This is a genomic window from Pseudomonas sp. SC3(2021) (assembly GCF_019856535.1).
GTDB classification, from domain to species: Bacteria; Pseudomonadota; Gammaproteobacteria; order Pseudomonadales; family Pseudomonadaceae; genus Aquipseudomonas; species Aquipseudomonas monsensis.
Genome location: NZ_CP082236.1, coordinates 4,881,862 through 4,898,868, shown reverse-complemented (window position 1 = coordinate 4,898,868; position 17,007 = coordinate 4,881,862). Strand labels below are relative to the sequence as shown.

The 17,007-nt window shown below is 57.7% G+C and carries 12 protein-coding genes and 2 pseudogenes; 6 read left to right on the top strand and 8 right to left on the bottom strand.

Annotated elements, in window-relative coordinates:
- Positions 1-280 precede the first annotated feature (280 nt).
- Entirely contained in the window at positions 281-2,527 is a 2,247-nt protein-coding gene (locus K5Y35_RS21890) for a hypothetical protein (RefSeq protein ID WP_222832924.1), read from the top strand.
- A 317-nt stretch (positions 2,528-2,844) separates the two neighbouring features.
- On the opposite strand, the gene K5Y35_RS21885 is transcribed toward K5Y35_RS21890, so the two are convergent.
- From K5Y35_RS21885 to K5Y35_RS21870, 5 genes and pseudogenes are all read right to left on the bottom strand, one after another.
- Positions 2,845-3,381: a DinB family protein gene (locus K5Y35_RS21885; RefSeq protein WP_222832923.1), complete on the bottom strand. Its 537-nt coding sequence runs from the start codon at positions 3,379-3,381 to the stop codon at positions 2,845-2,847.
- A 388-nt stretch (positions 3,382-3,769) separates the two neighbouring features.
- On the bottom strand, positions 3,770-4,768 hold the full coding sequence (locus tag K5Y35_RS21880; protein WP_222832922.1) for an NADP-dependent oxidoreductase: 999 nt from the start codon (positions 4,766-4,768) through the stop codon (positions 3,770-3,772).
- 59 nt (positions 4,769-4,827) lie between these two features.
- A pseudogene (locus K5Y35_RS27960) lies at positions 4,828-4,926 on the bottom strand (alpha/beta hydrolase); the annotation flags it as partial.
- Positions 4,927-4,966: 40 nt separating this feature from the next.
- Positions 4,967-5,755: an SDR family NAD(P)-dependent oxidoreductase gene (locus K5Y35_RS21875; RefSeq protein WP_222832921.1), complete on the bottom strand. Its 789-nt coding sequence runs from the start codon at positions 5,753-5,755 to the stop codon at positions 4,967-4,969.
- Positions 5,756-5,930: 175 nt separating this feature from the next.
- Positions 5,931-6,056, bottom strand: a pseudogene (locus tag K5Y35_RS21870) (alkene reductase); the annotation flags it as partial.
- 148 nt (positions 6,057-6,204) lie between these two features.
- Between K5Y35_RS21870 and K5Y35_RS21865 the strand changes: the two are divergent.
- The 4 genes from K5Y35_RS21865 (at position 6,205) to K5Y35_RS21850 (ending at position 10,860) form a co-directional block, all read left to right on the top strand.
- Positions 6,205-6,792, top strand: a complete 588-nt coding sequence (locus tag K5Y35_RS21865; RefSeq protein WP_185015825.1) for a TetR/AcrR family transcriptional regulator — start codon at positions 6,205-6,207, stop codon at positions 6,790-6,792.
- A gap of 95 nt (positions 6,793-6,887) precedes the next feature.
- Entirely contained in the window at positions 6,888-7,136 is a 249-nt protein-coding gene (locus K5Y35_RS21860) for a hypothetical protein (protein WP_222832920.1), read from the top strand.
- A gap of 169 nt (positions 7,137-7,305) precedes the next feature.
- Positions 7,306-9,165, top strand: a complete 1,860-nt coding sequence (locus K5Y35_RS21855) for an ABC transporter ATP-binding protein (RefSeq protein WP_123468671.1) — start codon at positions 7,306-7,308, stop codon at positions 9,163-9,165.
- Positions 9,166-9,339: 174 nt separating this feature from the next.
- Positions 9,340-10,860 (top strand): sensor domain-containing diguanylate cyclase, encoded by a 1,521-nt coding sequence (locus tag K5Y35_RS21850; RefSeq protein ID WP_222832919.1) that lies wholly within the window; start codon positions 9,340-9,342, stop codon positions 10,858-10,860.
- A gap of 75 nt (positions 10,861-10,935) precedes the next feature.
- On the opposite strand, the gene K5Y35_RS21845 is transcribed toward K5Y35_RS21850, so the two are convergent.
- The 3 genes from K5Y35_RS21845 to K5Y35_RS21835 all read right to left on the bottom strand — a co-directional run bounded on the left by K5Y35_RS21845 (position 10,936) and on the right by K5Y35_RS21835 (position 15,885).
- Positions 10,936-12,225 (bottom strand): carbohydrate porin, encoded by a 1,290-nt coding sequence (locus tag K5Y35_RS21845; RefSeq protein WP_222832917.1) that lies wholly within the window; start codon positions 12,223-12,225, stop codon positions 10,936-10,938.
- A gap of 104 nt (positions 12,226-12,329) precedes the next feature.
- The gene (locus K5Y35_RS21840; RefSeq protein WP_222832916.1) at positions 12,330-14,735 is read right to left on the bottom strand and encodes a glucose/quinate/shikimate family membrane-bound PQQ-dependent dehydrogenase; all 2,406 of its coding nucleotides are present in this window, start codon (positions 14,733-14,735) and stop codon (positions 12,330-12,332) included.
- 262 nt (positions 14,736-14,997) lie between these two features.
- A complete protein-coding gene (locus tag K5Y35_RS21835) occupies positions 14,998-15,885 on the bottom strand; it encodes a LysR family transcriptional regulator (RefSeq protein WP_123468679.1) in 888 nt (295 codons plus the stop codon).
- Positions 15,886-15,978: 93 nt separating this feature from the next.
- Between K5Y35_RS21835 and K5Y35_RS21830 the strand changes: the two genes are divergently transcribed.
- On the top strand, positions 15,979-16,998 hold the full coding sequence (locus tag K5Y35_RS21830) for an NAD-dependent epimerase/dehydratase family protein (RefSeq protein WP_222832914.1): 1,020 nt from the start codon (positions 15,979-15,981) through the stop codon (positions 16,996-16,998).
- The last annotated feature ends 9 nt before the right edge of the window (positions 16,999-17,007 follow it).

Here is a 17,007-nt window from a genome sequence, read left to right as displayed (position 1 = left end):
TCGGGACGGGCAGAGATCGACTCATCGGTATCCTCAGCGAATGCTTCGTTTGGTGAGTTATCTTTGTCAATGTAAGCCTAATTCCTGTACTGCGTATTGGCTTCAGATTTAACCTAAGTTTGCGGTGCTTTTGAGCGGCAGATATCGATCAGGTGGACGGCCATTCATCTCTTCGAAAAAGGGGCCATCGTCTCCTTATGAAATTGTGGACGATTGCTGGAAAAAGGAATCGATAAATCGGTGCCGAGACTAATCAATTTGAACAGGACGTAGAGACACCATGGCGAAGTCGAAAAAAATTGGTCGATGGAAACTGACTTATGCTCGAGCGTCACTTAGACTGCTTCATTTCCAAGCCACCTTAGTTAGATGGCGAAAGCAACACGGCGTCAAAGCACTTACCTTGATAGCAGTTATAGCTTTTTGCGCAAGCATGCTAGCAATACCAGTTATACAAAATACATTTAATTGGTTTTTTACCGTTCCGGACAATTTTGTATCGCTGAAAACATTATTGGGAGGCACAAGTAGTGCTTTGCTAGGTGCCACTGCCATTGCTTTTTCATTAATTTTGTTTGCAATGCAGGTTAATGTGGAACGCATGCCCCACGGTCTATTCAAGCGCCTTAGCTCAGATTGGAAACTTCTTGCAGCCTTCTTAATTTCGTTTATTAGCGCACTCACAGTTGGCGCTATGTCCCTAACCCCCACGGCTAGTCGAGCCGCTTTTGCAATAGTGGTAGCTATTTGGGCGATAGTGTTAATGCTCAGCCTTTTTGTTATAGCTTATCGACGTGCGCTGCTGCTGATCAGTCCAACAGCTCAGCTTTCGATAATGGCCAAGCAAGTTCACAATGAATTTCGTGCGTGGGAGCAAGGGTTTGTAAGGCTAGGCCCCATAATTCAAGATATTCAGAAGAGCCGCGAACTGGTTTTAGATGAGAGTCAAGTGCAGTTTGACGCCGTAAAGGCTGAATATTTTCGAGTAAATTTTAATTGGGATCACCATGCACGACAGGCTATTCAATACTCAATGTCTTACGCTCAACGCTATTCTGAAGTTGGCGATCATGAGGTTGCAGAAAGCGCGATTCGCGGAGTAATTCAGATAAATACAGCGTACTGTACAGTTAAAAGCGGGACTTTTGTTGGGAGTGATTTGCTTTTCGAAACTTCCGGATCAACCGATGGACTGATAAATTCTACGTTAGAAAGTTTTCGGCAGATGATGCGTGTTGCTCTCTCGAGAGGGGATGAGCAATTGGCAGAGCATACGCTTAAAGGAATAGCTTCTTTAATTTCAGTTTATGCAGTTATCAAGTACCCTGGAAGGAATACCTCAAAGAAGCATGCAGGCTTGGCATCGGGGTACCTTGAGGCTGCTGTCGAGTCTGTCCTTCCACACAATATGCCAGACGTAATTATGGAGGGGTTGCGCCTTATGGGGAAAGCCGCACGATCGATGTTGAGGCTTTCAAACTCAACTGAAATAATATCCCTGACAAATAAAATCGCTTTTGTTTCATACGCCGGCATGGTGAAATCCGATTATAGGCCAGCTACTCTGGTCGCTTTTGATCAGCTATCATTAATAACTTTTGAGCTGATTGTTGGCGCAAAGGACGACATAAGTTACCCCGTTAGCGAGCTAAGGTCTGCGATAAAAAGCGCCGCGCTGGTATTTTTCGAAGTTCCAAGTACGTCACTCACGTCTATCCACAGTAGCAACCTAGCGCCTTACTATTCAAGCGCCAGCATGAGTTCGCTTAGATCTAAATTACTCCCTTTGGTTAATGAAATCTTAAATGCGCCAATCAATGATAAAAATGCGATCAGGATTATCGGAAATATAGAGGTTTGGGCGGATCAAATTTACTCGCCGCAAAAAGATTTGTTGCTCGCTGCGGTTAATAAAAGGCTAGGATTCACGTCTGATCTCCTGCAATGGGCCGTCGGAATGTCGGAAATGTTTTTAGCCGTCTCCAGCGCCCCAGCCTGTGATGATAATGAAAAAGAATCCCTTCAAAAACATGCAATTTGGTTACTTTCAACTATTTCTTTCCTTCCTGATGACGCTGACTCAGTTCGTTTTGTTGCAATGTTTTCTGTAACCGAGTTGCTTTTTGATGCTGCCGTAGATAGCAAAAAATGGGATTGTGAAGATTACTACAATTCTGCAAAAGACCTCCTTTTTCAGTGGACGATGAAGGGAGGGAAACACCAAACTGGGTGGGGAATTCTAACGCGTGGAGTGCAAGGTCTGGCTGGCTTAACTTTGAGTGAGCCAGAAGTTGATGTAGGTAGTTTTGTGCACAAGCTAAAAATAGCCCTGGCAAAGGTAGGTGGTCCTTCATTAGAACTACGTCAGTCAGCGGCGCAAGATTTAAGGCGAGAGGCGGGGCGGCATCGCGGACGCGAGATGAATTTTTCAAAACTAGACCAGGTATTAGAGCGCGTTGACCAAGCAGCCCTTAGAACACTCATGTTAGACGTAGCTGCTTTGCTGGATGGTGCCGAACAAGAATAATTGTCTATAAACTCGGAAAGTGTCCTACCCGGCTAAAATCACGCTCTCCAATGAATTAGCCTTGATTTGTAGAGCGCTAGAAGGGCCGCAATGGGACGATCTCCGCCTTCCGCGGGGCACAGTTGACTCAGCGCGGAAGCTTCCTCTCTAAATGAGTGATATTGGAGTGTGGAGCGAAACGGTAACCGGCCGCGAAGGGCCGCTTTTGGCCGATTGCCGTCACTCGGCACTCGACACCATCCTGCATGGCCGCACTGCTTGGCAGTTCCGATCCAATGCGACGAAACCCGATCCAGCACCTGGACTCTCTACTGTATTCAGGGTTTGGATGGAATGAGGAGAACCAGATCTGTATTGCCGATGTCGACACCCGCTTGTGAAAGCAAGGTAGAGACTTGCCCGCGATGATGAGTCTGGTGGTTGAAGAAATGCATGAGCAAACCAAAGAAACTTTTGTCTGCGGGCGTCCCTGCCATGCTTGTGTAACTCAGGGTGCCATCTAAATGTGCCTCTGTAATGGAGCGAGACCACTCCACAATTACTCTATCGAGCCATATCCGATGAGCCGACAAATCGCGGATGTTTGAGAACGTCAGCTGGTTGAGACTTTTCGGGGCAGGAAGTTGCTGAACCGGCTTCAGAGCCGAGTAGTTCGCTGGGTGCCCGGCGAATCGCTGCAGCCAGATAACGTCTCCCGCCACCAAGTGGTTCAGCGTCCCGATAATAGAACCAAAGTATGCGTTTCTATTCAGTGAAAGCTCTTCATCTGACAAGCGCTTGGCCGCTTCATAAATATTTGCGTTCATCCATTCGTTATAAGTCGCCATCAGGCAGACATGGTCGGTACGATTCATTGTTTTCGCCCTTGGTTCGTTTACGCGCCCAGGTACAGGGTGAAACCGAGCCCTTCTAAACGGTCGGTACGGCAGCGCCAGCGATGGCTATAGTCAATGATGCGTCAGAGCGAATCCAGCCCCGCAGACCACTCATGCGAAGGCACGGCAGATTTCCTCATGCTGCTTGATGCCGCGACGTGTAGGTCTCACAGCGACTCGGGAACGGTCAGAACCTATTGTTCAAGCATCAGACTGCGCCAGAGAATCACCGGTGCTTCAACCGCTACCGTCTCCGGTAGCTGCTCATCCTTTTTACTCAACGCTGGCAAAGTAGCTTCGGATGACGAAGGCTGAAGTGGCAATCGTTGCGCGGCCTCTGCGCTTGACTCATCAACACACGGTCTGGTCATTTCATCGTCACCACCACCTTGCCCTGGGCGCGGCCCTGCTCGACGTATTGCAACGCCTCAGCTGTCGATTCGAAGGGGAAGGTGCGGTCAATCACCGGTTTGATGATGCCGGCCTCAATGAGCGCGGTGATGTGCTGCAATTGCGCGCCATTGGCCCGCATGAAGACGAATGCGTAACTGACGTCGCGCTGGCGCGCCTTGCGCCGGATACTGAAACTCAGCAGGCGCATGACTTGTTGCAAAGGCCAGGACAACCCTTGCTCCCGGGCGAACTGCGCAGTGGGTGGCCCGGAGATGGAAATTAGCTGGCCTCCGGGTTTGAGCACCTTGAGGGATTTCTCCAATACATCGGCACCAAGGCTGTTCAATACCACGTCGAAGTCGTGCAGGACGCTTTCGAAGTTCTGCTGTGTGTAGTCGATCACCTGATCGGCCCCCAGCGCTTTTACCCATGCGACATTCGCGGTGCTGGTGGTGGTGGCGACAAAGGCCCCGAGGTGTTTGGCGAGCTGGATGGCCACGGTGCCGACGCCGCCGGATCCGGCATGGATGAGCACTTTCTGGCCATTTTTCAGTCGGGCGGTTTCAACCAGCACTTGCCAGGCGGTCAGTGCCACCAAAGGGATGGACGCGGCTTGTGCCATGTGAGTATTGGCAGGTTTCAGTGCAATCGCTTCTTCGTTCACGGCGACTAATTCGGCGAACGTGCCGATCCGTGTTTCTGGTGGGCGAGCATAAACTTCGTCTCCCGGTTTGAAGCGGGTCACCGCTGAACCCACGTCAACGATAATGCCGGCCAGATCGTTGCCCAGTATCAACGGAAACGAGTAGGGCAGGATCAGCTTGAATTCGCCTTTGCGGATCTTCGAATCCAGCACGTTGATGCTGCTGGCATGCACCTCGATCAGGACGTCGTGGGCGCCCACCACAGGGGCCGGTGCTTCGCCAATGCGCCCGCCGTTCTGGCCATAGCGATCAATCAGAAATGCTTTCATTGCGGTGTGGCTCTTGTCGGTTGCAGGGAGCGTAGTTGCGGGGTCGCGGCGCCGCGTTGTCAGGCATCGAGGAACGCCGACGCCTTGGTCACAAAATCAAGGTGCTGCTGGAAAATCCCGCCGTGGCCGGCATCCTCATAAATCACCAGTTGTGCGTTGGCTGCATCGAATCCGGTACGGGTGTTCGCTACCGGGGGATCACTCTGGCGTCTGGTAGCGCTGGGCAACTGCAGACTGGCGGATCTGCCCCAGCAGGGCCTGCCGTGCGGTCTGCAGGTCATCCCAGCGTTCTGCTTCGTGCAGGGGCGGAATGGTCACCGGTTCGCGACGATCGAAACCGGTCAGCGCGGCATCCACCAGGTCGCCCACTTCCATGATTTCGGTCAAGGTGTTGATGTCGACGCCGGAGCGATCCCAGATTTCCGTGCGGGTGGCGGCCGGCAGCACGGCCTGCACGTAGACGCCCTGTGGCGAGAGTTCCAGGCTCAGGCCTTGGGAAAGGAACAGCACAAAGGCCTTGGTCGCACCGTAGACCGTCATACCGAACTCCGGCGCCAGACCCACCACCGAACCGATGTTGATAATCGCGCCGTCGCCGGCTTTGACCAGGCGTGGAGCGATGGCGCTGGCCAGTCGCACCAGCGCAGTGGTGTTGAGGGCGACCAATTGCGCAACCTTGTCGGTGCTTTGGTCAATGAACTGACCGGACAGCGCGGCGCCGGCGTTATTGACGAGGATGCCGATCCGGGCGTCATCACGCAGACGGGACTCAATCGTGGTCAGATCGCTGGCTTGGGTCAGGTCAGCCGCAATCACATCGACGGCGACGTCGTGCTCGCGGCGCAACCGGGTGGCAAGGGCCTCCAGGCGCGCCTGATCACGGGCGACCAGGACCAGATCGTGGCCGCGTTGCGCGAAGCGATCGGCGTAGACGGCACCAATGCCGGTGGAGGCGCCAGTGATCAAAACAGTAGGGCGAGTGTTCATGGGTTCATCTCTCTTTCAGGATGGGAAAAACAGAAAACGCGATCAGGGATTGCTCAGCGTGCGGCAGTGCTCGATTCAGCCTGCGTCGGGTAGTCGATGTACCCCGCCGCGCTGTCGCCAGGTCGAGGTCGGAGCCGTTGTTGGCGATGTAGGTGTTTTTGAAGCGCTGGCGCAGGGCCGCGAACTCGCTGGGTACAAAGCCGTGGCCGGCGCGGTTGCGTGTCAGCGGCGCAAGCACGACGCAGTTCGACAGCGTGAGCGCGCCGAGGGTGTAAGGGGTGAACAGTTTCGGCTCGGTCATCTGGTGTTTCTTCCGTGTCCGTTAATGAAGATCGGTGGTGCGTGCAATTAGGATGATGATCGAAATCTAAACTGTCAACGGTTTTGATTATGACCAGCATCTATGTATCATCGGCGCAGGATTTCCCAGCGGACACGAGGTATTGCACGTGAGAGTGACCAAGGCCCAGGCGCAAGCCAATCGAGAGCACATCGTTGAAACGGCTTCAGAACTGTTCCGCGAGCGCGGTTTTGACGGTGTCGGTGTGGCCGATCTCATGGCGGCGGCCGGTTTCACCCACGGAGGCTTCTACAAACATTTCGGATCGAAGGCCGATCTGATGGCCGAAGCCTCGGCCTGCGGTCTGGCCAAATCGCTGGCCGGCGCGGAAGCGCTCGATGTCGCGGGCTTCATTGATGTTTATGTGACCCGCGCACATCGGGATGGACGCAGCAGCGGCTGCACCATGGCCGCGTTGTGTGGCGACGCGGCGCGGCAACCGGACGCTGTGAAAGCGACGTTTGCCGAAGGCATCGAACGCACCCTGCAAACCCTCGGTGACAAATACCCGACAGGCCCGGATGCCGCGCCGGGTGAGGGGCGGCGGAAAATGATCGACCTGCTTTCGCGTGCTGCCGGTGCGATTATCCTGTCGCGCGCCTGTCCGGATGATTCCGCGCTGGCGGATGAGATTCTTCAGGTGTGCCGCGCCGAGATGCTGGCTTCATTGCCCGTGGATGACGAGACGGCGGTGTAGAAAATAATTTGAACCGCTTCAGCGGCGTGCTCGCCTAATGATCAGCTTGTGGTCAATCGCGCAGGCACAGTGCCAATACCGGCACACTCCGAGAGGTGGTCAACGTGGCTAAAGACGAAAAGAAAAGCAAAGGTCAAGCTTCGAAAGCCGGCAAGGACTTGAAAGACAAAAAGGCCTCACCGGCGAAGAAATCTGCGGCGGCTGCGGCGCTTTCAAAATCATCCGAAAAGAAAGACAAGAAAAAAGACGTCGAACCGAAAAAATCTGCCAAAAAAGCCGATAGCAAACCCGATAAGGCCAAGGAACCGAAGAAGGCCGAAAAGACCGCGAAAAAGAAAAAGTGACCATTGCGATCTGCCAGGGCATTGCGCCCTGGCTTGCTCAGGCCGTGGCCTACGACTATTGATCTGTGCGCCGACACCGGCCCTTCGCAAACTCACACTTTTTCACAAAGACCTCCCGGCAACCATTCGATGGCAGAATCCCCTTAACTTGAAAGTTTTGGAGACCACCATGCTTCGTGTGTTCGAACGAAGACTCGACCCTTTTCCTCCTGACGAGGTCCCACCACCCCCCAACGGACTGGCCCGCTTTCTCTGGGCCTGCACGCGCGGCGCGCGCGGTTATGTCCTGGCGCTGGCATTGCTCAGTGCGGCCGTGTCGATTTATGAAGCGTGGCTGTTTTCCTTCCTCGGACAGGTCGTAGATCTGTTGTCGACCTGGCAGGCCGGCGGTGAAGCCGCTGCGCAGGAGAGTCGAGTGTTGTGGGGCATGGGCATCGTCATGGTGTTCAGTGTCGGGCTGGTGGCGTTGCGCACAATGGTGCAGCACCAGATTCTGGCGATTAACCTGCCGTTGCGCCTGCGCTGGGACTTCCATCGGCTGATGCTGCGACAGAGCCTTTCGTTTTTTTCCGATGAGTTTTCCGGCCGGGTTACCACCAAGGTGATGCAGACCGCGCTGGCGGTGCGTGATGTGCTGTTTACCCTGATCGAGATCCTGCCCGGCATCGGTGTGTATTTCATTGCGATCATCGCGCTGGCCGGCGGCTTTGCACTGAAACTGATGCTGCCGTTCCTGGCGTGGGTCGTGTTTTTCGGGCTGGCCATGTGGTACTTCGTGCCGCGTCTGGGCAAAGTGGGGCAGGAGCAAGCCAATGCGCGGTCGATGATGACCGGGCGGATCTCCGACGCCTACACCAACATCACCACGGTGAAACTGTTCTCGCACTCCAACCGTGAGGCGCACTTCGCCCGGGCGGCGATGGAAGATTTCAAGCTGACCGGCTTTCGCCAGATGCGTCTGGTGAGTCTGTTCGAGATCGTCAACCAGGCTCTGGTGGTGGCGTTGATCATGTCCGCCGGCGGTTACGCGTTGTGGCTGTGGCACCAGGGTGACGTCGGCGCAGGTGCCGTGGCGGCAATCACCGCGATGGCGTTGCGCATCAATGGCATGTCGAACTGGATCATGTGGCAAATGACTTCGTTGTTCGAAAGCATCGGCACTGTTCAGGATGGCATGGCGACGCTGACCCAAGGCGCCAAAGTCCAGGACGCACCGGATGCCGGTGTGCTGGTGACCACTGGCGGCGCGGTCACGTTCGATAAGGTGCGGTTCAACTACAACGGCGAGCGTCAGGTGTTCGACGGCCTCAGCCTGAGCATCCGGCCCGGGGAAAAAATCGGTCTGGTCGGCCGCTCCGGCGCCGGCAAATCCACGCTGATCAACCTGCTGCTGCGTTTCTACGATGTCGACAGCGGGGAAATTCGCATCGACGGCCAGAACATCGCGCACGTGACTCAGGACAGTCTGCGCAGTGCCATCGGCATGGTGACCCAGGACACTTCGCTGCTGCACCGCTCCATTCGCGACAACATTGCCTACGGCCGACCGGATGCGACCGACGCACAAGTGCGCCGCGCTGCGGCCAATGCGCAGGCCGATGAGTTCATCAGCCAGTTGAGCGATCGTCAGGGGCATACCGGTTACGACACCCTAGTGGGCGAGCGGGGTATCAAGCTCTCCGGTGGTCAGCGGCAACGCGTTGCGATTGCCCGGGTCATGCTGAAAAACGCGCCGATCCTGTTGCTTGACGAAGCCACCAGCGCGCTGGACTCGGAAGTCGAAGTGGCGATTCAGGAAAGCCTCGATGAGATGATGCAAGGCAAGACCGTGATCGCGATTGCCCACCGACTGTCGACGATTGCAGCGATGGATCGGCTGATCGTCATGGACGACGGGCGCATCATCGAACAGGGCACGCACAGCGAACTGCTCGAGAAAAACGGCGTATATGCGCGGCTGTGGGCGCATCAAAGCGGTGGCTTCCTGGGCGAGGACAAGGGCGTGATCGAGGCGGTGGACCCGGCGTGAATGCGGAGCGCGGCGGGTGAAGTCAGCTGATTACTTTGCAAAATGTACCTTTCAGTTACTGCATCGTTTCAGCGCTGCTTGTATTCTTGGCCAGAAGAAGGATGGATGGCTGCCGCTATTGCCCTGACCCAATGTTGCTGGAATGGAAAACCGGACTTTCCTTAAGGTAGTAACGTGAAGCGTGATTCCCACCTGGTGGTGCTTTTGCTGTTGGTCATTGGCTGCTCTCTCGCGTCATTGACGGTGTGGAAGGTATTGGCCTCCCGTGAGCGGGCACTGGAGGAGGTGAATGTCCATGGCTTGAACCTGACCCAGGCGCTGGCGACTTACTCCGAGGGCATTGTCCGCCAGAGTTCGCTGCTTTTGCTCGGGCTGGTCGAGCGTCTGGAGACCGAAGGCAGCGGCCCTGCGCAGATTCAGCGACTGGCCGCATTGGTCGAGCGCCAGGAATCGTTGATGCCACAGCTCAGTGGCATCACGATCTACGACACTCAGGGCCGCTGGCTGATGTCCTCCAGCCGGCAGATTCCAGCCGGCGCCAATAGCAGTGATCGGGTCTATTTCATCCATCACCGTGACGATCCGTCCCGCGAGACCTTTATCGGTCCGCCGATCCAGAGCCGCTCCAATCAGGAATGGGTGATCACCGTCAGCCGTCGCTTCAATGGTCCCGATGGCGAGTTCGCCGGTGTGGTAGCGGTGACCCTTGGGGTGGAAAACTTCCTGCGACTGTTTGGAAAAATCGATGTGGGGCAGGAGGGCGCGATCGGTTTGTCCTATACCGATGGCACGTTGCTGGTTCGCTATCCTTTCCGCGAACAGGACATGGGCCGCAACTTTTCCAAATCGCCCATCTACGCCAAGTACCTGGTTGATCGTTCCGTCGGCACTGCGTCGTTCACCTCCAGCCTGGACGGCGTGGAAAGGCTCTACGCTTTTCGCAAGAGCGACCGGCTGCCGCTGATCACGACCGTCGCCCTCGGCAAGCGCGAAGCCCTTGCTGCGTGGCGAATGGAGGCGTTGCTGTCGGCGGTGGTGGTCACCGGATTGCTCGGCCTGACGGGGCTGATCGGCTGGTTTCTGATCCTCGATATCCGCCGGCGCACGGCGGCCGAGGATCAATTGCGCGGGGCTCAGCAGCAGTTGCTGTCGTCAAACCGGCAACTTGAGTTGCTGGCGATGAAAGACGCCCTGACCGGTCTGGCCAACCGGCGCTGGTTTGATGAGAGCCTGGCGATGGAAGCCCGACGAGCACAGCGTGACGGCACGACGCTGGCCTTACTGATGATTGATATCGACTACTTCAAGCGCTTTAACGATGCCTTCGGGCATGTGGCTGGCGACGCCTGCCTGCAGAGGGTGGGCCGCATTCTCGAAGCGTGTGTCAGGAGGCCGTCGGATCTGGTGGCGCGCTATGGCGGCGAAGAGATGGGCATCATCATGCCTGACACCGACAGTGACGGTGCCGCCGTGGTGGCGCAACTGATCCTCGACCGTTTGCAGCAAGAGCATATTGCGCACGACACCAGTCCGTTCGGCCGGCTCAGTGTGAGCATCGGCATGGCGACCGCTAGCGGTTCTCGACTGGACAATGTGCAGGGGTTGATCGAGATGGCAGATCAGGCGTTGTACAGCGCGAAGGCGCAGGGTCGTAACCGTTTCGTGCGGGGTAGCAGTGAGAGCGCATCCGAGTAACGTCGTCAGACCTCGGTTTATCGTCGAGCATAAAAAAACCGGCTTTGCGCCGGTTTTTTTTATGCTGCGAATGCCTTAGAGCGCCGCTTTTACCTGCAAGCCAAACACCAGTGCATTGTCGATGTCCTGCCCGGAAAACGCGCCCGGCTCGATGATGTATTGCACATTGGGGCGCAAGGTCAGCCACGGGGTGGCCTGGTAACCGTAACCGAGTTCGAGCAACTGTTCGGCGCTGTCCAGGTTCGGGAATGCCGCGCCGTTGGCCAGCGCCGCCTCTTGCTGCACGTCACGACTGCGCGGGTTCGGCACGGCCCGGCCATAACCGAGCGCGAGGGTGTCACGCGGGCGCCCTTCGAACGGTTTGTATAGCACCACGCCAGTGCCGTACCACTTGCTGAACGGCGAAGCCGCTTCGCTGGCGGCCGAGTATTGACCGAAGGCGTGCAGACTGCGGCCCTCGGACGATGCCGAACGCCACACGGCCTGGTCGATCAGCAGGTAATGACCGCCGCGGCCTGACACCTCTTTATCGCTGCCGATGCGTTTCACGTTGGAGCTGTCGTAGTAGTAGCCAAGCTTGTATTCGCCGGGCAACTGCCCCGCGCGCTTGTAGACCAGTTCGATCGGCACCACAGTGCCCGTGGTGTGTTTCGGTCCCAGGTGCCAGGCACGACTGGAATTGCCGTTGCTTTGCGGATCGACATTGAACGCGGCGACGCGCAACTGCCACGCCGACGACAGGTCGTACTTCACCCGCACGCCCAGATGGGCATTGGGGTAGTTGGTCCAGCCGCTGCCACCGGACATGTTCAACGGATGGCCGCAGAAGCCGGCGTTCATGAAGTTGCAGAGAATGCCGCTGTCGAGGCCACCAAGGTCGTTGCCCATGGCCATGTAACCCAGCTTCACGTTGAGCGCCGGGGTGAACAGGCTGCGCTCGTAGCTGAGCTCGGTCAGGCGGGTGTAGAGGCCGCCGTAGTTTTCCTGAATCGGCAGACGGTTGCCGACCAGGTCTTCCGAGGCGCTGTTGCCGCGCCGGTCGTTGATGGTCAATTGGACCTTGCCGGCGTTCTCCACGCTATACAGCTTGCTCAGGTCGAACTGTGCGCCGAGCTTGATGTTCTGCGAGTAACGGCCCGAGCGATGCAGGCCGCCGTCGGCGTTGTAAGCCATTTCACCGGTGTAGTCACCGGTGAATTTGATGCCGTCTTCGTCCATCTGGTGGCGCAGGCCACCCCAGTCGCCGGTCAGGGTATTGCGGCTGAGGAGGTTGGCATCGGTGTCGGCAAAGGCGGGCAGGGTGGCGCTGCAGGTCAGGCCCAACAGCACGCCGTTGAGCCAGCCGGTATGAGAAAAACGAAACATGGAGATCTTCCTGCTCAAAACGAGGGCGATAGCGCAAAGCGGCGCGGCACCCTCAGGTGCCGCGCGCAAAAGAAAGTGCCCGTGGTCAACACGGGCACTTCGGCTTACGGCAAGGCGTAGGCCATCACGTAGTCGCCGCGATCGGTCGACTGGCGTGCACCGCCGGCGGTGACGACGATGTACTGCTTGCCGGTCTTCGGCGAAACGTAGGTCATCGGGCCGCCCTGACTGCCGACGGGCAGACGCGCTTTCCAGATTTCTTCACCATTGCCGCTGTTGAAGGCGCGCAGGTAGAAGTCCTGGGTGCCGGCGATGAAGATCAAGCCACCTTGGGTCGACAGGGTGCCGCCGAGGGTTGGCAGACCGATCTTGATCGGCAGGTGCATACGGATGCCCAGGGGACCGGTGTCTTCAACGGTGCCGACCGGAACCTGCCAGGCGACTTTCTGCGTCTTCATGTCGATCGCCGTCAGCGTACCGAACGGCGGAGCCTGGCAAGGGATGCCGGCCACCGACAGGAAGCGGTTCTTGTTCACCGCATACGGCGTGCCCTTGAGCGGTACGGCGCCCATGCCGGTGTTCAGCGCTTCGCCACCGGACGAGGCCTGCGCCTTGTTCTGCGACGGGATCATCTGAATCCACAGACCCAGGCGCATGTCGTTGACGAAGATGAAACCGTGCACCGGGTCAGTGGAGATGCTGCCCCAGTTCATGCCACCCAGCGAACCCGGGAAGCTCAGGGATTTGTCAGTACCCGGCGCGGTGTACAGGCCGTCATAACGCATCGACTTGAAGTCGATCCGGCACAACAGCTGATCGTACGGCGTGGCACCCCACATGTCGGATTCGGTCAGGTGCTGCGCGCCGATTTGCGGCATGCCCACCGATTTCGGCTGGGTTGGCGAGTACGGTTCGTTCGGGATGTTCGCGGCTTTGACCGGGACTTCCTTGACATCGGTCAGCGGCTTGCCGGTGGCACGATCCAGGACATAAATCTGCCCGGCCTTGGTGCCGATGACCAGCGCCGGCACGGTTTTGCCGTCCTTGTCGAAGTCGATCAGGCTCGGCTGCATCGGCAGATCGAAGTCCCAGAGGTCGTTGTGCACGGTCTGGAACACCCAGCGCTCATCGCCAGTGCTGGCGTCCAGCGCGAGGATCGAGGCGCCGTAGGTGTGATCGAGTTTGCTACGCTCGACACCGTAGATGTCGGTGGACGAACTGCCCATCGGCAGGAACACGGTGTTGGTCGCCGGGTCGTAGGACATCGGCGCCCAGCTGTTCGGCGTGCTGCGCACATAGGTGCTGCCGTCGGCCGGTGCCTTTTTATCCTGTGGGTTGCCCGGGTCGAAGGCCCAACGCATGGCACCGGTGATCACGTCAAAACCACGGATCACGCCGCCCGGCATGTCGGTTTGCACGTTGTCGGCCACGCGCCCACCGACCACGACTGTGGTGCCGGCCATCAATGGCGCGGAGGAGAGCTGATAGTAGCTGTCCGGCACATCACCCAGACCGGCCTTCAGATCAACCTGGCCGTTGTTGCCGAAACCCTGGCAGAACTCGCCGGTGTCGGCATCGACCGCGATCAGACGTGCGTCGATGGTGTTGGTCAGCAGGCGACGCTGGCAGTTGGCGGCCGGCGCAGGTTTGGCTTCGACGATGCTCGAATTGCCCGGCTGAGCGATGGCCTTGGTGGCATCGAAATAGGCCATGCCACGGCAACGCTGCCAGACTTTCGACTTGGCGTTGATCGCGTTTTTCCACAGTTCCTTGCCGGTGTCGGCATCCAGCGCGATCAGGTTGTTGTGCGGAGTGCAGATGAACACCTTGTTGCCGATCTGCAGCGGGGTGAGCTGATCTTCGGCGCCGTTGCCATCGCTCTCGGCGATGTCACCGGTGTGGTAGGTCCACGCGACTTTCAGTTTGTCGACGTTGGTGCGGTTGATCTGATCCAGCGCGGCGAAACGGCTGCCACCTTCGGTGTTGCCGTAGTGCGCCCAGTCTTTCTGCGCCTTGTCTGGCTCCACTGGCGTGAGCCCCGGGCCCGTGCCGGTGGCTGCAACCGTTGGGTGCGCGACAAACATGTTAGCGGCCGCAACGGCCAGGCCGACCGCGAGTACAGCGGCCAGCGCATAAGCACCGCGCCCAGGAACGCCACCGCTGGCACGCTTGAGCATTGGATAAACCAGCGCGACCGCCAGACCCACCGCACTGAACATGAACAGGCGCGAGAACACCGGCCAGAACACCAGCCCGGCATCGCTCACGGCCCAGATCGCGGTCCCGAGCAGGAACGCTGCGAACAACCACGCACCCGCCGGTTTGAAGCGTGCGATCAGCCATCCGGAAACCGCCATCACCAGACCGCCCATCAGGAAGTACCACGACCCTCCCAGGCTGACCAACTTCACGCCGCCAGCAGCGAGCGCCAAGCCGAGCAGGGCGATGATCACGCCCAGCCCGACCAGAATGAATTTAGAAAGGCCAGAGAGGCCTTGACTCTGCTTCACGTTGAATGTCCCGTTGAAATGAGAAGGGGATTATATAGTTAGGTAACTACCTAGTTAAATCATAAATTCAGTAATAAAGCGTTGTCGGTTATCGAATAACGCGCCTGAGCCGAAACGGCCGTTCTCAGAGGGTTGAAGAGCGGTTGTGAATGACTGAAAAAGTGGTTTTTCTGTCAGGAAAAATGCGGGTTATGACAGTGTTGCCGTTATGCCGCACTCAACCACCGACAGTGCTCAGCCGACGCACGGCGATAAAAACAGCTTAGCCCACGTATTGCTCGAGCCCTGACAGCAGCGCCTCGAAGGTCACTTTGCAGCGCGGACTGTTGCGTAAATCTTCATGCATGGTCAGCCAACTGGTGAGTCTGGGTTTGAAGGGGTGTGCGAGTACGCGCACCAGCGCAGGGTCACGTTGCGCCACTCGCACCTGGCACACGCCGATGCCCACGCCGGCACGAATCATTGCCAGTTGCGCCAGATCGCTGTCGGTACGCAAGGTGAAGTGTTCACGACGCCATTGCGGCAACCAGTGCCTGGCGCTGCGCAGAAAGGGCGTCTCCTGGTCAAAGCCGATCAGCGCGTGTTCAGTGAGCTGTTCCAGTGTCTGCGGTGTGCCTCGCGCATCGAGGTAGCGGCGGTGAGCATGCAGGCCCAGTTCGATATCGCCGATGCGCCGGGCAATCAGCGAACCTTGCTCGGGCGCAACCATGCGCACGGCGATATCAGCCTCGCGGTGCAACAGGTCCTGAACGCGATTGGTCAGGACCAGCTCAACGTTCAGTTCCGGGTACTGTCCTTGTAAGCCGGCAATAACCGGAGGCAGCACTTCGGCGCCCACGACTTCGCTGGCACTGATGCGCACCGTGCCTCTGACGCCGCTTCCTTGCGCCTCGGCTGCGCGCAGCAGTGCGGCAGCATTGGCCTGCATGGATTGCGCGAAGGGCTTGAGGGCCTGCGCGGCTTCGGTCGCCAGCAACCCTTGTTGGGAGCGAGTGAACAAACTCACGCCCAGTTGCTGCTCGAGCGTGTCGATATGGCGCCCGACCGTAGGTTGCGCAACCCCCAGTGCTCGAGCGGCACCCGACAATGATCCTTCCTGCAGCACGCTCAGGTACGAGCGGTACAGTTCCCAGCTGATGTTGTTGTCCATGCATAAATGTATAGCTGGTAGCCGGTTTTAAGCAATTTCATTGAGTCGACGGCGCATTCAGACTCTTCTCATTCCATCGAGAGGACGATCAACATGATCTTGAGTCGACGCGTTTTGGTACTGGGTGCAACGGGAGGTATCGGCGGTGAAGTGGCGCGCAAGCTGCGCGAATCCGGCTGGCAGGTGTGTGCGCTGCGACGCGGTGGTCGTCCACCTCACGAAGGGGCTGAAGGCTTTATCTGGTTTGACGGGGATGCGATGAATCGCCAACAGGTCATGGCGGCGGCACAGGGCTGCTCGGTCATTGTCCATGCGGTCAATCCACCCGGTTATCGTGACTGGGACAAGCGGGTCTTGCCCATGATCGACAACACCATTGCGGCCGCTATTGCACAAGGGGCGACCATCGTCCTGCCGGGCACTGTTTATAACTACGGGCCAGACGCATTCCCGTTGCTGCACGAAGACTCACCACAACACCCCATGACCCGCAAAGGTGCGCTGCGGGTCGAGCTTGAACGACATCTGCGCGAAGCCAGCACTCAGGGATGCCGGGTAATTATCGTGCGTGCCGGCAACTTCTTCGGGCCGGTGCCGGGCAACAACTGGTTTTCCCAAGGGCTGGTCAAACCGGGGCGGGCAGTCACCCGTGTACTGGTACCCAGTGCCAAGGGCATCGGCAATCAATGGGCCTATTTGCCGGATGTCGCCAACACCATGACGCAACTGCTGGAGCGCAGAGAAACGCTTGCACCGTTCGCCGCGTTTCATATGGACGGTCATTGGGATGCGGATGGCAGGCAAATGGCCGAAGCCATACGCCGCGTTGTGGCAAGACATGGCGGTAAAACGCCAAGGATCAAAGCGTTTCCCTGGTGGTTGATCAACGTGTTGTCGCCCTTTGTCGAAACGTTTCGCGAAATGCAGGAGATGCGTTACCTGTGGCAACAACCGGTAAGGCTGAACGGCGCGCAGTTGCAATCGACCTTGGGTCGCGAGCCGCATACGCCGCTGGATGAAGCTGTAGAGGCGACGCTGGTGGGGTTGGGGTGTGTTGATCAGTCTTATGATGCGCTCTCTCGCCGTCGGCCCGCAGCGAGAATGCGTTCGTAGAACGACTCT

Bases quoted from the DNA above. Each gene is read 5' to 3' on its own strand.
- K5Y35_RS21890 (WP_222832924.1), top strand. From the start codon at position 281: ATGGCGAAGTCGAAAAAAATTGGTCGATGGAAACTGACTTATGCTCGA.
- K5Y35_RS21885 (WP_222832923.1), bottom strand. From the start codon at position 3,381: ATGAATCGTACCGACCATGTCTGCCTGATGGCGACTTATAACGAATGG.
- K5Y35_RS21880 (WP_222832922.1), bottom strand. From the start codon at position 4,768: ATGAAAGCATTTCTGATTGATCGCTATGGCCAGAACGGCGGGCGCATT.
- K5Y35_RS21875 (WP_222832921.1), bottom strand. From the start codon at position 5,755: ATGAACACTCGCCCTACTGTTTTGATCACTGGCGCCTCCACCGGCATT.
- K5Y35_RS21855 (WP_123468671.1), top strand. From the start codon at position 7,306: ATGCTTCGTGTGTTCGAACGAAGACTCGACCCTTTTCCTCCTGACGAG.
- K5Y35_RS21845 (WP_222832917.1), bottom strand. From the start codon at position 12,225: ATGTTTCGTTTTTCTCATACCGGCTGGCTCAACGGCGTGCTGTTGGGC.
- K5Y35_RS21835 (WP_123468679.1), bottom strand. From the start codon at position 15,885: ATGGACAACAACATCAGCTGGGAACTGTACCGCTCGTACCTGAGCGTG.
- K5Y35_RS21830 (WP_222832914.1), top strand. From the start codon at position 15,979: ATGATCTTGAGTCGACGCGTTTTGGTACTGGGTGCAACGGGAGGTATC.